Annotated in this window: 14 protein-coding genes and 1 riboswitch; of the genes, 4 read left to right on the top strand and 10 right to left on the bottom strand. The window is 29.2% G+C overall.

Features of this window, described 5'->3' with window-relative positions:
• The first annotated feature begins 27 nt into the window (after window positions 1-27).
• The gene (ubiG, locus tag AC5SL9_RS00565) at window positions 28-750 is read left to right on the top strand and encodes a bifunctional 2-polyprenyl-6-hydroxyphenol methylase/3-demethylubiquinol 3-O-methyltransferase UbiG (RefSeq protein WP_011281767.1); all 723 of its coding nucleotides are present in this window, start codon (window positions 28-30) and stop codon (window positions 748-750) included.
• Here the strand turns inward: ubiG and AC5SL9_RS00560 are convergent.
• Complete coding sequence (locus AC5SL9_RS00560; protein WP_011281766.1) at window positions 747-1178, bottom strand: DUF1178 family protein; 432 nt, start codon at window positions 1176-1178, stop codon at window positions 747-749. The two genes, ubiG and AC5SL9_RS00560, sit on opposite strands and share 4 nt — an antisense overlap.
• 41 nt (window positions 1179-1219) lie before the next feature.
• The gene (gene argJ, locus AC5SL9_RS00555) at window positions 1220-2521 is read right to left on the bottom strand and encodes a bifunctional glutamate N-acetyltransferase/amino-acid acetyltransferase ArgJ (protein WP_494574097.1); all 1302 of its coding nucleotides are present in this window, start codon (window positions 2519-2521) and stop codon (window positions 1220-1222) included.
• Window positions 2522-2586: 65 nt separating this feature from the next.
• Here argJ and secA point away from each other — a divergent pair, with 65 nt between their 5' ends.
• On the top strand, window positions 2587-5151 hold the full coding sequence (gene secA / locus AC5SL9_RS00550) for a preprotein translocase subunit SecA (RefSeq protein WP_494574096.1): 2565 nt from the start codon (window positions 2587-2589) through the stop codon (window positions 5149-5151).
• On the opposite strand, the gene AC5SL9_RS00545 is transcribed toward secA, so the two are convergent.
• On the bottom strand, window positions 5146-6252 hold the full coding sequence (locus AC5SL9_RS00545; protein ID WP_011281763.1) for an acetyl-CoA carboxylase carboxyltransferase subunit alpha: 1107 nt from the start codon (window positions 6250-6252) through the stop codon (window positions 5146-5148). The two genes, secA and AC5SL9_RS00545, sit on opposite strands and share 6 nt — an antisense overlap.
• A gap of 91 nt (window positions 6253-6343) precedes the next feature.
• Window positions 6344-6431, top strand: a riboswitch (glycine riboswitch).
• A 70-nt stretch (window positions 6432-6501) separates the two neighbouring features.
• Here AC5SL9_RS00545 and AC5SL9_RS00540 point away from each other — a divergent pair.
• The gene (locus AC5SL9_RS00540) at window positions 6502-8697 is read left to right on the top strand and encodes a malate synthase G (protein WP_494574095.1); all 2196 of its coding nucleotides are present in this window, start codon (window positions 6502-6504) and stop codon (window positions 8695-8697) included.
• Here the strand turns inward: AC5SL9_RS00540 and recR are convergent.
• From recR to kdsB, 5 genes are all read right to left on the bottom strand, one after another.
• Window positions 8684-9295, bottom strand: coding sequence for a recombination mediator RecR (gene recR / locus AC5SL9_RS00535; protein ID WP_006997394.1), 612 nt, complete (start codon window positions 9293-9295; stop codon window positions 8684-8686). The genes AC5SL9_RS00540 and recR overlap by 14 nt on opposite strands.
• Before the next feature lie 4 nt (window positions 9296-9299).
• The gene (locus tag AC5SL9_RS00530; RefSeq protein ID WP_006997395.1) at window positions 9300-9617 is read right to left on the bottom strand and encodes a YbaB/EbfC family nucleoid-associated protein; all 318 of its coding nucleotides are present in this window, start codon (window positions 9615-9617) and stop codon (window positions 9300-9302) included.
• Between the two features lie 3 nt (window positions 9618-9620).
• The gene (gene dnaX, locus AC5SL9_RS00525; protein ID WP_494574094.1) at window positions 9621-11294 is read right to left on the bottom strand and encodes a DNA polymerase III subunit gamma/tau; all 1674 of its coding nucleotides are present in this window, start codon (window positions 11292-11294) and stop codon (window positions 9621-9623) included.
• A gap of 144 nt (window positions 11295-11438) precedes the next feature.
• Window positions 11439-12269: a prephenate dehydratase domain-containing protein gene (locus tag AC5SL9_RS00520; RefSeq protein WP_006997397.1), complete on the bottom strand. Its 831-nt coding sequence runs from the start codon at window positions 12267-12269 to the stop codon at window positions 11439-11441.
• 1 nt (window position 12270) lies between these two features.
• Window positions 12271-13011 (bottom strand): 3-deoxy-manno-octulosonate cytidylyltransferase, encoded by a 741-nt coding sequence (gene kdsB, locus AC5SL9_RS00515; RefSeq protein ID WP_494574093.1) that lies wholly within the window; start codon window positions 13009-13011, stop codon window positions 12271-12273.
• A gap of 103 nt (window positions 13012-13114) precedes the next feature.
• On the opposite strand from kdsB, the gene AC5SL9_RS00510 reads away from it, so the two are divergent.
• Window positions 13115-13654 carry a c-type cytochrome gene (locus tag AC5SL9_RS00510; RefSeq protein WP_026225046.1) on the top strand — a complete coding sequence of 180 codons (540 nt, stop codon included), beginning with the start codon at window positions 13115-13117 and terminating at the stop codon, window positions 13652-13654.
• On the opposite strand, the gene argF is transcribed toward AC5SL9_RS00510, so the two are convergent.
• Both argF and AC5SL9_RS00500 read right to left on the bottom strand, forming a co-directional pair.
• Entirely contained in the window at window positions 13646-14575 is a 930-nt protein-coding gene (gene argF, locus AC5SL9_RS00505; protein WP_018413800.1) for an ornithine carbamoyltransferase, read from the bottom strand. The two genes, AC5SL9_RS00510 and argF, sit on opposite strands and share 9 nt — an antisense overlap.
• 2 nt (window positions 14576-14577) lie before the next feature.
• A complete protein-coding gene (locus AC5SL9_RS00500) occupies window positions 14578-15744 on the bottom strand; it encodes an aspartate aminotransferase family protein (protein ID WP_018413799.1) in 1167 nt (388 codons plus the stop codon).
• Between the last annotated feature and the right edge of the window lie 2 nt (window positions 15745-15746).

The raw sequence follows: 15746 nt of genomic DNA, 5'->3' as shown, positions 1-15746 counted from the left end.
AATTGTTATGTCCACAAGTTATCTATTATGAATTCAATAAATAAAAAAGAAATTGAGAAATTTTCCAAAATTGCTGAAGAATGGTGGGATCCTAATGGTAAATTCAAACCATTGCATAATTTTAATCCAATAAGAATTAGATATATAAAAGAAAATATTATCAAAGATTTTAAAATTAGATCATCTGATAAGCCGTTAAAAAATATTAAATTACTTGATATTGGTTGTGGTGGGGGGTTATTATCTGAACCGATGTGCAGACTAGGAGCAAGTGTTGTTGGCATTGATGCATCAAAGAAAAATATTGAAGTTGCAAAATTTCATGCAAAAAAAAATAAACTTAAGATTGACTATAAAGTTGCATCTCCAGAGATGTTAAAAGATAAAAAAAAATTTGATGTAATTTTGAACATGGAAATAGTTGAACATGTTAATGATATAGACTTTTTTATTAAAGAAAGTTCAAAATTATTGAAAAAAAATGGAATAATGTTTATCGCAACCCTTAACAAAACATTAAAATCTTATGTATTTGCAATAGTGGGTGCTGAATATATTTTAAAATGGCTTCCAATTGGAACACATGATTGGGAAAAATTTGTTAAACCTAGTGAGCTAATAGATATAAGTAAAAAAAACAATCTATCTCTTAAAAAATTAGATGGAATGAATTTTAATATATTAGATAATAGCTGGAAAGTAACAAATGATACTTCTGTTAATTATATTACAAAATTTATAAAAAATTAGTTCGTAGTATCTTTTATCCAAGGCAGTATTTCTGCTTTTATACCCTCTTCCTTTAATTCGTTAAGATCTTTTTTTGTTGCGGTACCATAAATACCTTTGGCTTTTTTTTTGTCTTTATAATGTAGAGACCTTGCCTCATAAGCAAAATTTTCTCCCACATATTCAAAATTTTTTTTTATAAATTCTTGATATTTATAAATTGTTTTTTTTATTTCTTTATATTTTTCACTGGATGAATCAATGTCTGTTAAAATATTTTTTGAAGTACTCACATTAGGAGACATCAAGCCCTTTCCAACATTTAAAGAATTACAAAAATGACAATTTAAGAATTTTTTCTTTTTAAGTTTTTCATATTCCTTGGACGATGAAAACCAACTATCAAAAGTAGTTTCACAATCTTTACATATGAGCTTGTATTTGATCATGGTTTATAGTTAATAGTTAATAAAGTTAATTCAATATCAAATTAGCTTCTATAATCAGCATTAATCTCAATATATTTTTTTGTTAAATCCATTGTGTAAGCAGTAAAACTTTTTGATCCCATATTTAAATCTACTGAAATATCTATTGATTGACTTTTCATATAGTTAGCCGCTTCATTTTCTTTATAATATTTAAAAATTTGTCCTTTTTCTATAATCTTAATACCACCAAAGTTTATTGCTAATTTTTTTAAATCTATTTTCACTCCAGATTTTCCTATGGCCATTATTATTCTACCCCAATTTGGATCTTCTCCTGCGATGGCTGTTTTAACAAGATTTGAATTCGCAATAGAAAAAGCTATTACTCTTGCTTCTTTCTCACTTTTTGATTTAACTATATTGATTGTAATAAATTTAGTAGCTCCTTCACCATCCTTAACCACTCTTTTTGACAAATTTAATAATACTGAATGTAGGGCTTTATCAAAACTAAATATTTTTTTATCATTAATATTATTAATGATTGAGTTTTTTACTTTTCCTGTTGAAAAAATAGAAACCATATCATTAGTACTAGTGTCACCATCGCAACTAATTGCATTAAAAGTTGTATTAATATTTTTCTTTAATAGTTTGTTTAAAATATCGTTTGAAAGATCTGCATCTGTAAAAACATAACCTAATGTGGTCGCCATGTTTGGAAAAATCATTCCTGATCCTTTAGCAATCCCATAAATCTTAACATTTTTATTTCCTATTTTGCATTCCTCCATAGAAATTTTTGGCTGTAGGTCTGTTGTCATTATGCCTAATGCAGCTTTCATCCAGGTAAATTTATTTTGTGTATATTTAATTTCTTTGATTAATTCTGGAATGTTCTTTTTAATTTTTTCAGTTGGATATTTTTCTCCAATTGTCCCTGTGCATCCAAAAAGTACTTGATTTGATGATATCTTCTTTGGAAAATCTTCGTCTTCAGTTTGTTTTTTTGTTAATTGTAATGCTGCTTCTTCTGCTATTTCTTTTAAACCTTTGTAACCATCTGATCCTGTAAATGCATTAGCATTTCTAGTATTAATAATTAGAGAGCTTATTTTTTTACTTTTAATATTTAAATTCCACTTAATGTTCTCTGAAACTATTTTTGATTGTGTATAAACAGATGCATAGTTTGCCCCGTCTCTAAAATAAAACATAACCAAATCATCCCTGGGTTTGCTGTATAAATTTGCACAAACTGTGGATATTGAAACTCCATCTAGATGTTCTAAATCTTGAAAGTCACTATTTTTTGACTTTAAATTTAGTGAGTTTATAAAGTTTTTAACGTTTATTGGCATGTGTTTAAAATATTTATTTAATACTTATATTAAAAGTTATAATTAATTATATACCAGAAAATTAAATGCTTAATCCCTTAAATTTTATCACAAAGTTTATTAAATCTAGCAATCAAAAAGAGCTCGATAGAATTAACAAAATAGTTGTAAAAGTTAACTCCTTAGAAGCTTCTGTTAAAAACCTTAGTGACGAAGACTTTCCTAAAAAAACTACAGAATTGAAAGATAGACTTAAAAATGGTGAAAATTTAGACACCCTATTGCCTGAAGCTTTTGCACTTGTGAGAGAGGCTTCTAAGAGAACAAGAAATGAGAGACATCATGATGTTCAAATACTTGGAGGTGTTGTGCTTCACGAGGGCAAAATTGCAGAAATGAGAACTGGTGAAGGTAAAACTTTAACAATAAGTCTAGCTGCTTATTTAAATGCTCTGACAGAAGAAGGGGTGCATATAGTTACTGTAAATGACTATCTTGCAAAAAGAGACTCGCAAGAAATGGGGGAGATATATAAATTTTTAGGATTAACTTTTGGTTTTATAAATAATGACCAAGATGATCTTGAAAGAAAAAAAAATTATAATTTTGATATTACATATGCAACTAATAGTGAATTAGGGTTTGATTATCTTAGAGATAATATGAAATTTTCAAAAGAACAAATGGTTCAAAGAGGACATGTTTATACTATTGTGGATGAAATAGATTCTTGTTTAATTGATGAGGCTAGAACGCCACTTGTAATATCGGGAGCTGCTGAAGACAAAACAGAACAATATCTTGCGATTGACAAACTTATAAAAAGATTATTACCAGAACATTATGAGATTGATGAAAAAGATAAAAATATATTGCTTACCAATGAGGGAATAAATAATGTAGAAAAAATATTCTCTGATGCTGGAATTCTAAAAAATAATAACTTTTATGACCCTGAAAACTTAAGTTTAGTTCATCATGTAAATCAATCTTTAAGAGCTCATCATCTATTTGAAAAAGGAAAGGATTATATTGTTAAAGATGGAACATTAAAAATTATTGACGAACTTACTGGTAGAATATTAGAGGGAAGAAGATTTGGAGATGGCTTACACCAAGCACTTGAAGCCAAAGAAAGAATAGATGTTCAAGCTGAAAATCAAACTCTAGCATCAATAACTTATCAAAATTACTTCAAGCTCTATAATAAAATTTCAGGATGTACTGGAACTGCAGCAACTGAATCTCAGGAGTTTTATGAAATATATAATTTAGTTGTGGTTATCATCCCTACAAATAAAGAAATGATTAGAAAAGATTGGAATGATCAAATTTTTAGAACTGAAGAAGAAAAAAATAAAGCTATCATTGAAAAAGTTCTGGAGTGTCACAAGCAAGGTCAGCCTATATTAGTTTTCACTTCTAGCATTAATAAATCAGAAATTTATTCAAAATTACTAAATGATGAAAAAATTAAACATGTAGTTTTAAATGCAAAAAATCATGAAAATGAAGCTGAAATCATTGCAAATGCTGGAAAAATGAATTCAGTTATAATCACAACAAGTATCTCGGGTAGAGGTGTTGATATCCAGTTAGGTGGAAAAAAAGGAAGTCAACCTGATGATGAACTTTTAGAAAATAAAAATAAAATAAAATCACTCGGTGGACTATTTGTTATTGGTACAGAAAGAATGGAATCTAGAAGAGTTGATAACCAAGCCAGAGGAAGAGCTGGTAGACAGGGTGATGAAGGAAGTTCAATTTTTTATGTTAGTTTAGAAGATGACTTAATGAGAATTTTTGGTTCAGAATCTATGAATAATATTCTTCAAAAATTAGGCTTAAAAGATGGAGAAAGTATTGATCACCCTTGGATTAATAAAGCACTTGAAAGGGCACAACAAAAAGTTGAGGCTAGAAATTTTGATATAAGAAAAAATTTATTAAAATTTGATGACGTGTTAAATGATCAAAGACATGTAATATTCTCTCAAAGGAATGGCGTGATGAATAGTGAAAAAGTTTTTGATTATTCAGATGAATTCTTATCTGAAATTATTAGTCATCTAATCAGCTTAAAAACACAGAAACTATCAACAACTAAAAATAATGAATTTAATAATCAGTTAAAAACTTTACTAGGAAAAAGTGTTGATGATAATGAATTTAAAAATGTTACTGAATTAAAAGATGAAGAGTTCAAAAATAAAATTAATTCTAAATTTTTAGAAGCAAAAAATGAAAGAATTAAAATGTTGGATGAAGAAAAAGCAAAAGAAGTTGAAAAAAGAATTTTTCTTCAGTGTATAGATTTAAACTGGAAGTCACATATTCAATATCTTGAACAACTAAGACAAGTTATTGGCCTAAGATCTTATGGTCAAAGAGATCCATTAGTTGAGTATAAAAAAGAAGCCTTTTTTCTTTTCGAAAACTTATTGAATAAATTGAAAATGGATTTTGTTACAATTTTAATAAATTTAAAAATAGTTCAAGAACCTAGTGAAAGTATTTCAAGACCATTAAAAAAAGAAACATCTAACGATCCAAATTGTTTACTAATAAAAAGAAAAAATGAAAAAATTTCAAGAAATGAGAAATGTGAAGCTACAGGTAAAAAGTTTAAAAACTGTTGTGGGGCCTTATAAAGAAAATATAAAATAGCCCAATAAAACTATTACTCCAAATAAAACTGCTAAATTTAACTTTGATTTAAAGAAGTTTTTAATAAATAAATTAACCTTACTTTCTTTCATGCTGAGTGTACTTAGATCGTCTATTTGATTTACGAAACCTTTAGATCTTCCAATAGTTAAAAATTTATTTTTTCTATGATTAAAAATTTCTTCTCCACTCATGTTAAAAAATTCATTCAAATTTTTTTCAATCGATTTTCTTACGTTATCTAATATTAGGTCTCTATCTCTGTGGGCACCACCAATTGGCTCTGGAATAATTTCATCAATTACTTTTAGTTCTAAAAGGTCTTTTGAAGACAATTTCATAGCTTTTGCTGCTTCTAAAGTTCTTTTAGGGTCTCTCCATAAAATGGTGGCACAGCCCTCTGGAGATATTACTGAGTAAATTGCATTTTCTAACATGATTACCTTGTTAGATGAAGCAAGTGCTATTGCCCCTCCTGATCCACCTTCTCCAATAACAATTGCAAGAGTTGGGACGTTTAAAGACATGCAGCACTCAATTGATTTTGCAATTGCCTCTGCTTGACCTCTTTCTTCCGCTCCTACACCAGGGTAAGCTCCGGGTGTGTCTATAAAAGAAATTATCGGAATGTTAAATTTATTTGCTAATTTCATTAATCTAATTGTTTTTCTGTAACCTTCAGGTCTCATCATTCCAAAATTTCTTTCAATTCTACTTTCAAGGCTGTCCCCTTTTTCTTGACCAATAACTAAGACAGATTTTTCATCAAATTTTGCAAATCCTGCTAATACGGATTTGTCTTCTCCATAATATCTATCACCTGACAGTGGGATAAAATCCTCAAATAAATTATCAATAAAAAATTTTGCTTTAGGTCTGTCTTCATGTCTTGCAACTAGAGTAGTTTGCCAGGGGTCTAAGTTAGAGTAAATCTCTTGTAGTTTATTATCTATCTCTTTTTGAGACTCAGATATTTTTTTGGTATCTACTTCCGAAAGACCATCTTGATTATAAGGGTCTTTAAGTTTGTCTATTTCTATCTCTAAATTTTTAATATCTGTTTCAAAATTTAAATAATTTTTCATATGATTGTTTAATTATTAATTAATTAAGAAAAAAGGCAATAAAATGTTTTAAATAATTTATATTTGACATAATTCTATTAAAAGGTACTCTTAATTGATATCGGGAGAGACTATTAAATAATAGCGCCGAAGGAGCAACCACCCCGGAAACTCTCAGGCAAATGGACCGATAACAAACATAACACTCTGGAAAGAGATTTATCTCGCCGATGGAGCAAAACTCTCAGGCAAAAATACAGATGGGGTAAAATGGGTGCTATGAAAGAACAATATACAAAAATACACAATCTATCAGTTTCTAATAAATTGCTTAACTTCGTTAATGAAGAGTTGCTTAAAGATACAAATATTTCTTCTGAAAAATTCTGGGAAGGCTTCGACCAAGTAGTTCATGAGCTAGCCCCAAAAAATAAAGAGCTATTAAAAATAAGAGAAGATTTACAAAAAAAAATAGACGATTGGCATATTGCTAATAAAGGTAATGAAATCAATCTAGAGGAGTATAAAAAATTTTTAAAAGAAATTGATTATTTAAAAGAAGTGGGCCCTGATTTTAAGATCAAAACAAATAATGTTGATGAAGAAATAACTAGTATTGCTGGACCTCAATTAGTAGTTCCAATCATGAACGAAAGGTATGCACTGAATGCCGCTAATGCTAGATGGATGAGTTTATATGACAGTTTGTATGGTACAGATGTAATCGAGCAATCTGAGGATAGTGCCACTCAAAGATACGATCCTTTAAGAGGAGAAATGGTTATAAAATATGGAAGAGACTTTTTAGAAAAATATTTTCCTCTAGAAAATTTTGAATGGCATAATATTACAGGCTTTAAAATTGATAATGGCTCTTTAACAATATTAAAAGATAGTAATAAATCATCTTTAAAAAATAAAGATAAATATATTGGTCATAGAGGAGAGGCCAATGATCCATCAGCAATAATTTTAAAAAATAATAATCTTCATATAGAAATAATTATAGACCCAAATGCTTTTAGTGCTCAACAAGATCCTGCTAAAATTAGTGATATTATTGTTGAAGCTGCAGTTTCAACTATTTGTGATAATGAAGATAGTGTCGCTGCAGTAGATGCTGATGACAAAGTTATTTGTTATCGTAATTGGCTTGGACTTATGAAAGGTGATTTGAAATCAACTTTTGAAAAAAATGGAAAGACTTATGAGCGTAAATTAAATCCCGACAGAAGTTATATTTCTAAAGATGGAAAAGGATTAAAGCTACATGGAAGAAGTTTATTATTGGTAAGGAATGTTGGACACCTTATGACTAACTCAGCAATCACTTTAAAAGATGGTTCTGAAATACCAGAAGGTATTATGGATGCCTTTATAACTTCAGCAGCTTGCCTTCATGATATTAAAAAAAAAGGTAATTCTAGAACTGGTTCTATTTATATTGTTAAACCAAAAATGCATGGTCCTGATGAAACCTCATTTACTGATTTAATTTTTACTAAAGTTGAAGAAGTTTTAGGATTGGAAAAATACACTTGTAAAATTGGAATTATGGATGAAGAGAGAAGAACCTCATCTAATTTAAAAGAGTGTATTAGAACACTTCAAAATAGAGTATTTTTTATTAATACTGGTTTTTTAGATCGTACTGGTGATGAAATGCATACTTCAATGGAAGCTGGTCCTATGATTAAAAAAGGAGATATGAAATCTTCTAAATGGATTGGGGCATATGAAAATAACAATGTAGACATAGGTCTTCAATGTGGTCTTTCTGGTAAGGCTCAAATTGGCAAAGGAATGTGGGCTATGCCGGACAAAATGAAAGAGATGATGGAACAAAAAACTGGGCATCTAAATGCTGGAGCAAATTGTGCTTGGGTTCCCTCACCTACAGCGGCAGCTCTTCATGCTCTTCATTATCATGAAATAAATATTTTTGAGAAACAGAAAGAAATTCAAAAAAGAGAATCTGCAAAACTGGATGATTTGTTAACAATTCCTGTAGCAGACAGACCAAACTGGTCAATGGAAGAAATTAACTCTGAAATTTCCAATTCTGCACAAACTCTTTTAGGGTATGTCGTCAGATGGATAGATCATGGAGTTGGCTGTTCAAAGGTACCTGATATTAATAATGTTGGTTTGATGGAGGATAGAGCCACTTTAAGAATTTCTTCTCAACATATAGCTAATTGGATACATCACGATATTTGTACAAAATCACAAGTTATGGAAGTAATGAAAAAAATGGCAAAAATTGTTGATGATCAAAATAAAAATGATGGTGCCTATACTCGCTCCGGAAGAGGAAGCTACGAAATGATGTCTGAAAATTTTGAGCAATCAATTGCTTTTAAGACAGCTTGTGATTTAATCTTTAAAGGTAAAGAGCAACCTTCGGGTTACACAGAACCGTTATTACATCTAAATCGATTAATAAAGAAATCTAGTCAGAATTAGTTTTAATTCCAGTTCTGTTTTTAAAAGCTGAATATAAAGTTCCATCATCGAGACTTTCTATTTCACCACCAACAGGAAGTCCTTGAGCAAGTTTTGTAACCTTAGTAGAAGTTTTTTTTAAACTATCCTCTATGTAATAAGCAGTAGTTTGACCTTCTACTGTTGCACTTGTTGCTAGTATAACTTCTTCAATATTTTCTCTTGAAACTCTTTCTACTAATGAATTAATCAAAAGATCCTCTTTTCTCTGGCCGGCAGAAGAAATAGTGCCACCAAGAATATGAAAGTAGCCTTTATAGATATTTGAATTTTCAATTGACCATTGATCTGCAATGTCTTCAACTACACATATTTTATTATATTTTTCTTTTGAATTTTCACAATTGTTACAGCCTAATGAATTAGATTTTAAAGTACCACAAGATTGACACCTAATAACATTTTTATAAACTTGTGCCAACGTGTTTGCCATTGGCTTTACAAGTTCATCCCTATTATTAATAAGTTTTAATACAATTCTTTTTGCAGATTTAGGACCTAAGCCAGGAAGTTTAGAAATTAATTTAATTAACTCTTCTATCTCATTAATATTTTGCATATTCTTAAAGTGGCCATTTAAAACCAGGAATACCTAATCCACTTGTAGACTTAGAAATTTCTTCAGATGTCTTAGATTTTAATTCTGATTTTGCATTATTATGGGCAGCCACTATCAAATCTTCGATTATAATTTTATTTTCCTTTAATATTTCGTCTGAAAGGTCAATTTTGATCATTTCATTTTCACCATTTAAAGTAACCTTTACAGAATTTGAACCAGACGTTCCTTCTACCTGAATGTTCTTTATTTTTTCTTGGCTCTCTTTCATTTTAGCCTCTAATTCTTTTGCTTTATCTAAAATTTTTGTAAAATCAGTCATTCTTTAATCTTCTTTTCTAGGTTTAACATCAATAAGTTCTGCGTCAGGGAAATTTTTTAAAATATCTTTATAAATTGAGGAGTTCTTTACACTTTCTATCAGTTCTTTTTTTTCATTAATTTCTTCTTCTTTTTTTGATGGCTGTCCTTTAGTTTTGCTTAGACTTATAATCCATCTTTCATTGGTCCATTCAAAAAGTTTTGTTGAAAGATCTTTAATAAAATCTTTATCTAAATCTTCATTAAATGAAATTTCAATTCTTTTGTTCTCAAAACTTACAAGGTTAACATTTTTTTCTAATTCATATTTTAATTTAATCTCTTTTTTAGAAGAGCATGCTTTTAATAGATCATCAAATGAATTTATAAGACTGGTATTTATTTCAATGTTATTATTTTCTTTTTCTTTGATATCTTTTTCCTGAACAATATTTTTCATTTGCCCTATTGTTTCAGATTTATCTTTTATTCCAAAGATATCTTCGTTTGTTTTTTTTGGGGAAAAGGATGTTTGGTTTTCACTTTCAGATAATAGTTTGCTATCGTCTTTATGTTTGTCACTTTCCTGTTTAATGCTTTTTAAATGAATTAATCTAATTAAGAACATTTCTATTGATAAATGTTGATTAGAAACAATATCAAGCTCCTCAAGTGTTTTAATAGTAAATTGCCAAAATAATATTAGGGTCTCATTGTTAACTTTTTCTGAAAGATCTTTAATTTTATTAAACTCTTCATCATTCAATAAAAAATTATTACCATCCAAATTGAGTGAATCAATATTTTTAAAATAATATAAGAGCTCTAAAAAATCATTAATAAAAATTTTTGGTTCAACACCCTGGTTATATATTTCTCTGTAAGTGTTGAGAACTTCAGTTTCTTTACCTTCAAATATCAATTCAAATAAATCAATTAATTGAGACTTATCAAAATAACCAAATATTTTTTGTGCTGCTGCAAGATCTAATTCTTTGTCTTTATCCAAGGTAAGTAAAGCCCTATCAAGTAACGATAGCGCATCCCTAACTGAACCCTCAGAAATTTTAACAATTAATTTAAGAGCATCATCTGATGCGTTACCATTTTCTTTTTCTTTAATTTTCTTAATAAAATCAAACAACTCTAAAGATTTAATTCTAGATAAATCAAACCTTTGACAACGTGAAACTACTGTAATTGGAATTTTTTTTATTTCTGTTGTTGCAAAGATAAATTTTAAATATTCTGGTGGCTCCTCTAAGGTTTTTAACAATGCATTGAATGCTTGTTTGCTAAGCATGTGAACTTCATCAATTATAAATATTTTATATTTAGCAGTAGTTGGGCCATATCTAGAAAATTCAATAAGGTCTCTTACATCGTCCACCCCTGTTTTACTTGCTGCATCCATTTCCAATACATCAATATGATTTGAGTTAGAAATGGCATTACAATTTTCACAAAGTTCCTCTTTACACAAATTATCTATTCCATTTGAACAATTTAGAGATTTTGCAACAATCCTTGCTGTTGTCGTTTTTCCTATTCCTCTAATTCCAGTAAAAAGATAGGCATTAGGCACTTTATTAGCCTTAATAGAGTTAGAAATTGTTTCCGCAACAACATCTTGCCCTATAAGATCATTAAATGTCTGAGGTCTGTACTTTAAAGCTAAAACTTTTGTATTTTTATTCATTTTATATAAAGGAGACTAGAACCTGAATAACTGTCTCTACGACTGCTTCCGTTAAGATCTGGTCGGGTTCAAGCAGTATTCACCTCTAGCCTCCAAAACTATTATAACAGTAATGTTTTCTATTCTACAAGAAAAGTTTCTAAGTTATTTTTCTCTAAACTTATCAGCCTCAAAAACACCTAGTACGTGAAAATCTTGGCAATGAAGTCCTAATTCTTCTAAAGACTTTTGTATTTTTGGATTGTCGATGTGTCCCTCTAAATCACATAAGAAAAAATATGACTCAAAGGAATTTTGCTCTGGATAGCTTTGAAGTTTTGTAAGGTTAACTCCATTTATCGCAAAGCCACCTAATGATTGATAGAGAGCTGCAGGCTTGCTTTTTAGCTTAAATAGAAAAGAAGTTATGTATTTCTTATCACCAAAATCAGGCTGTAAAACTTCATTACCCATTACCAAAAACCTCGTAGCATTGCCTTTTTCATTCTCAATATTTTTTGAAAGTATTTTTAGATCATAAATTTCAGCACTTAAAGTAGAAGCAATTGCTGCTTCAGTTTTAATTTTAGTCTTTGAAATTGTCTCAGCCGAACCAGCAGTGTCAGCACGAATATGTTCAACTAAATTATTTTTTTTAATAAATTTAGAGCACTGTGATAAAGCTTGAGCGTGAGAATAAACATCTTTGATATCACTTAAATTGCTATCTGGCTGTCCTAATAAATTATGTTCAATTTTCTGAAAATGTTCCGCATAAATATTAAGTCTATACTTAAAAATAAGATATTCGATTCCAATATTTCCTGTAATTCGATTTGACTCTGGAATTACCATTCTCGAATTTTTATCTTGTGATGTTTTTAAAAAACATTCATCAAATGTCTTACATGGAATTATTTCTGCTTTAGGATCTATTTCTAGTGCTGCTAAATGTGAATAAGCACCGAATGTTCCTTGAAAATAAATTTTGGTCATTTTAGGATTTATATTCCATAATTTTTTTTATAGCTAGATAATCTTCTTTTGTATCTACACCAATGGGAGAAAAGTTTGCCAAAGCAACATTGATTTTCAGATTATTATCCAATGCTCTTAACTGTTCTAATCTATTTTTTTTTTCTTTTAATGTTTGGTCCAGACTAACAAATTTTTTTAATGTACTTGTTTTATAAGAATAGATTCCAATATGATGATAAGTATTTTGATCATTTCTTGAAAAACCATCTCTAGTAAAATTTAATGCTATTGGAAAATTATTCTTTTCTAATTTTTTTTCTGTAATAACCTTAACTATATTTTGATCAATTAACATTTTATCATTTTTAATTTCTGCTGCTAGCGTTCCAATTCCAGAATTACTATTAATCATAAAGTTATTTAAATTTATAATATCATTTTTATCGATATTTGGTTCATCCCCTTGCAGGTTTAATATAAAATCAATGTCTTTAATATTAAGCTTTTCGTAAGCCTCAAAAATTCTATCTGTGCCAGTTTTATGAGTGTTACTCGTCAAAACAGCTCTACCACCATTTTTTTCAACATCATCGAGTATTTCTTGATCTTCGGTTGCTACTACTACCTCGCCAATATTTGTTTCTTCTGCCTTTTTAAAAACATGAGAAATTATTGATAAATTATTAATTGTTAAAAGTGGTTTACCTGGCAATCTACTTGCTGACATTCTTGATGGAATTAATATTAATGTTTTAGCCATTATAAATTTACCAATTTGTGCGTCTAACAGACGCAAAATTAAAAAATTAAAAATTAAGTATTTTTTAATTATCATGTTATATCTGCAAAATAATAAAATTTATATGGATTCGTTCGAGCTTAATAAAATTATTGCTGCTATTTTAATGGTTGCGCTTCTTGTAATTGGTTTAGGAAAAGTTGCTGATGGTGTCTTTCATGTAAATAAACCAGAAAATCCAGGGTATCAAGTTGAAGTTGAAGGACAACCAGCTTCCACAATATCCCAAGTTGCTGAAGTTGAGCAAAAAGTAGACATTGCCGCTATAATGGCTCTAGGCGATGTAACTTCAGGTGAGAAAATTTTTAAAAAATGTGCAGCATGTCACTCTATTGAAAAAGGTGGTCCAAATAAAATTGGTCCTGCTCTTTATAACGTAGTAGGCAGTAAAGTAGGTGCTGTAGAAGACTACAAATATTCTAAAACTTTAGCCTCATATGGTAAAGACTGGACTTTTGAAGAACTTAATGGTTTTTTAACTAAACCTAGCTCATATTTGAAAGGAACAAAAATGTCTTACGCTGGCTTGAGAAAAGAAGAAGATAGAGCCTCGATTATTAAGTACCTAAATCAAAATAGTGATAGCCCTAAACAGCTACCTTAATTTACCAAAACAATATAATAAAATACTTTTTTGAACGTGCACTCTATTTAGAGCCTGCAGCCATACTTCAGAGTTTTTTCCCAAAAAAACATCTGTCGTAACTTCTTCTCCCCTTGGAAGACAGTGTAAAAAAGTTGTATCTTTTTTAGCAAAACTCATCAATTTTGAATTAATTTGAAAGTTTCTAAAATCTTTAATTTTTTTATTTTTATTAACTTTATCGTTCAATGAAATTACTTTATCTGAAAAAATTACATCAGCATTTTTAACTGCTTTTTTAGCATCATTAAAGATATGAATTTTTCTTTTATTTTTTTTTACCCAATCTAATACAAATTTTTTAGGCCCATAATTCTTGGGACAGCCAATATTTAAGTTAAATGAAAATTTAACTGAAGCCGCAATCAAACTATTTAGAACATTATTAGAATCTCCAATCCAGCAAATATTTAATTTGGAAATAGATTTTTTTTTAATCTCTTCAACTGTGAAAATATCTGATAGCACTTGTGTTGGATGAGACGATGGACTTAAACCATTTATTACTGGTATCTTTAAGTATCTGCTAAATTCTTCTATTTTTTTATCACTATCAGTTCTCAGCATAAAACCATCCCCATAAGTTGATAAGATTTTAGCAGTATCTGCTAGACTTTCGCCACCTTTTCCTAGGTGTAATTCATTAGCTCTAAGTGTTATAGTTCCTCCACCTAGTTGTTTTATTGCAAGGTAAAAACTTAATCGCGTTCTCGAACTTGCCTTTTCAAACATTTGAATGAGTAACTTGCCTTTTAAAGGTTTATCTTTATCAACTTCTAGGGTGTTATAATTTTTTCTTTTTTGTTTTCTATTCTTTGCATCAATGATGATTTTTTTAAGGTCTGCTGAAGGTATATCTTTAAGGTTGATGAAATGTTTCATATTTATTTATAAGTAGAACACACTTTTTTAATAATATTTATTGCTATATCTATCTCTTCTTTTTTAACATTAAGAGGAGGTAATATTCTAATAACATTTTCAGCCGCTCTAATTGTTAATAATTTATTATCCATTAGTTTCTGTATAAATTTTGTTTGATCATCATGAAGTTGTAATCCGATTAATAAACCAACGCCTCTTACTTCTTTAATTATTTTAGGAAACTTTTTTCTTAATTTATTTAATTCTGAATAAAAGTATTTTGATAATTTTTTAACATTTGAAAGAAATCCTTTTTTTAATATTTGATCTAAAACAGCATTTCCAACAGACATAGCTAGTGGGTTGCCACCAAATGTTGACCCATGAGTTCCAGCTGTCATTCCTGATGCTACCTTTTTATTCATTAAAACTGCACCTAACGGAAATCCACCTCCAATACCTTTTGCTATTGGGACAATATCAGGCTTAATTTTAGAATTTTCAAATGCAAAAAAATTTCCACTCCTTCCAATTCCACACTGAACTTCATCTAAAATTAATAAAATTTTTCTCTTATCACAAATCTTTCTTAATTCTTTTAAACACCAATTGGGTATAACTTTAATTCCTCCTTCCCCCATCACAGTTTCAACCATAATAGCAGCCGTTTTTTTTGTTATTTTTTTTTTAAAATCTTTATGATTTCCAAATTCAAAATGGTCAAATCCATCAACTTTTGGTCCAAAGCCCTCAGTCATCTTCTTTGATCCACTAGCATAAATTGTAGCTAATGTTCTTCCATGAAATGAATTTTTAACACAAAGAATTCTATTTTTTGAAGGTTGTCCTATCGAATAAAAATATCTTCTAGCAACTTTAATTGCAGCCTCTGTGGCTTCTGCTCCACTATTTTGGAAAATAATAAAGTCTGCAAAAGTTTTTTTTGCCAATCTTTTAGCTAATTTTTCACCCTCTGGAATTATAAATGCATTAGAAACATGCCAAAGTTTTTTAGATTGTTTGTTAACTGCTTTTATTAAATATGGGTTTGCATGTCCTAAGGAATTTACTGCTATTCCCTGAACAAAGTCTAAATATTTTTTTCCATTAGTAGAATATAAAAAACTTCCTTTGCCATATTTAAAGGAAATTTTTCTTCTATTATAATTTTTTGCTAAAGCGCTCATTA

This window comes from Candidatus Pelagibacter sp. PS_37 (assembly GCF_059417825.1).
Note: the sequence above shows the minus strand (reverse complement) of the source record. Positions and strands in the feature narration are given on the sequence as shown.

Coding starts and splice junctions, on each gene's coding strand:
- AC5SL9_RS00540 (WP_494574095.1), top strand. CDS start 6,502: ATGGGTGCTATGAAAGAACAATATACAAAAATACACAATCTATCAGTT.
- dnaX (WP_494574094.1), bottom strand. CDS start 11,294: ATGAATAAAAATACAAAAGTTTTAGCTTTAAAGTACAGACCTCAGACA.
- secA (WP_494574096.1), top strand. CDS start 2,587: ATGCTTAATCCCTTAAATTTTATCACAAAGTTTATTAAATCTAGCAAT.
- AC5SL9_RS00510 (WP_026225046.1), top strand. CDS start 13,115: ATGGATTCGTTCGAGCTTAATAAAATTATTGCTGCTATTTTAATGGTT.
- recR (WP_006997394.1), bottom strand. CDS start 9,295: ATGCAAAATATTAATGAGATAGAAGAGTTAATTAAATTAATTTCTAAA.
- AC5SL9_RS00500 (WP_018413799.1), bottom strand. CDS start 15,744: ATGAGCGCTTTAGCAAAAAATTATAATAGAAGAAAAATTTCCTTTAAA.
- AC5SL9_RS00560 (WP_011281766.1), bottom strand. CDS start 1,178: ATGATCAAATACAAGCTCATATGTAAAGATTGTGAAACTACTTTTGAT.
- argJ (WP_494574097.1), bottom strand. CDS start 2,521: ATGCCAATAAACGTTAAAAACTTTATAAACTCACTAAATTTAAAGTCA.
- ubiG (WP_011281767.1), top strand. CDS start 28: ATGAATTCAATAAATAAAAAAGAAATTGAGAAATTTTCCAAAATTGCT.
- kdsB (WP_494574093.1), bottom strand. CDS start 13,011: ATGGCTAAAACATTAATATTAATTCCATCAAGAATGTCAGCAAGTAGA.
- AC5SL9_RS00545 (WP_011281763.1), bottom strand. CDS start 6,252: ATGAAAAATTATTTAAATTTTGAAACAGATATTAAAAATTTAGAGATA.
- AC5SL9_RS00520 (WP_006997397.1), bottom strand. CDS start 12,269: ATGACCAAAATTTATTTTCAAGGAACATTCGGTGCTTATTCACATTTA.
- AC5SL9_RS00530 (WP_006997395.1), bottom strand. CDS start 9,617: ATGACTGATTTTACAAAAATTTTAGATAAAGCAAAAGAATTAGAGGCT.
- argF (WP_018413800.1), bottom strand. CDS start 14,575: ATGAAACATTTCATCAACCTTAAAGATATACCTTCAGCAGACCTTAAA.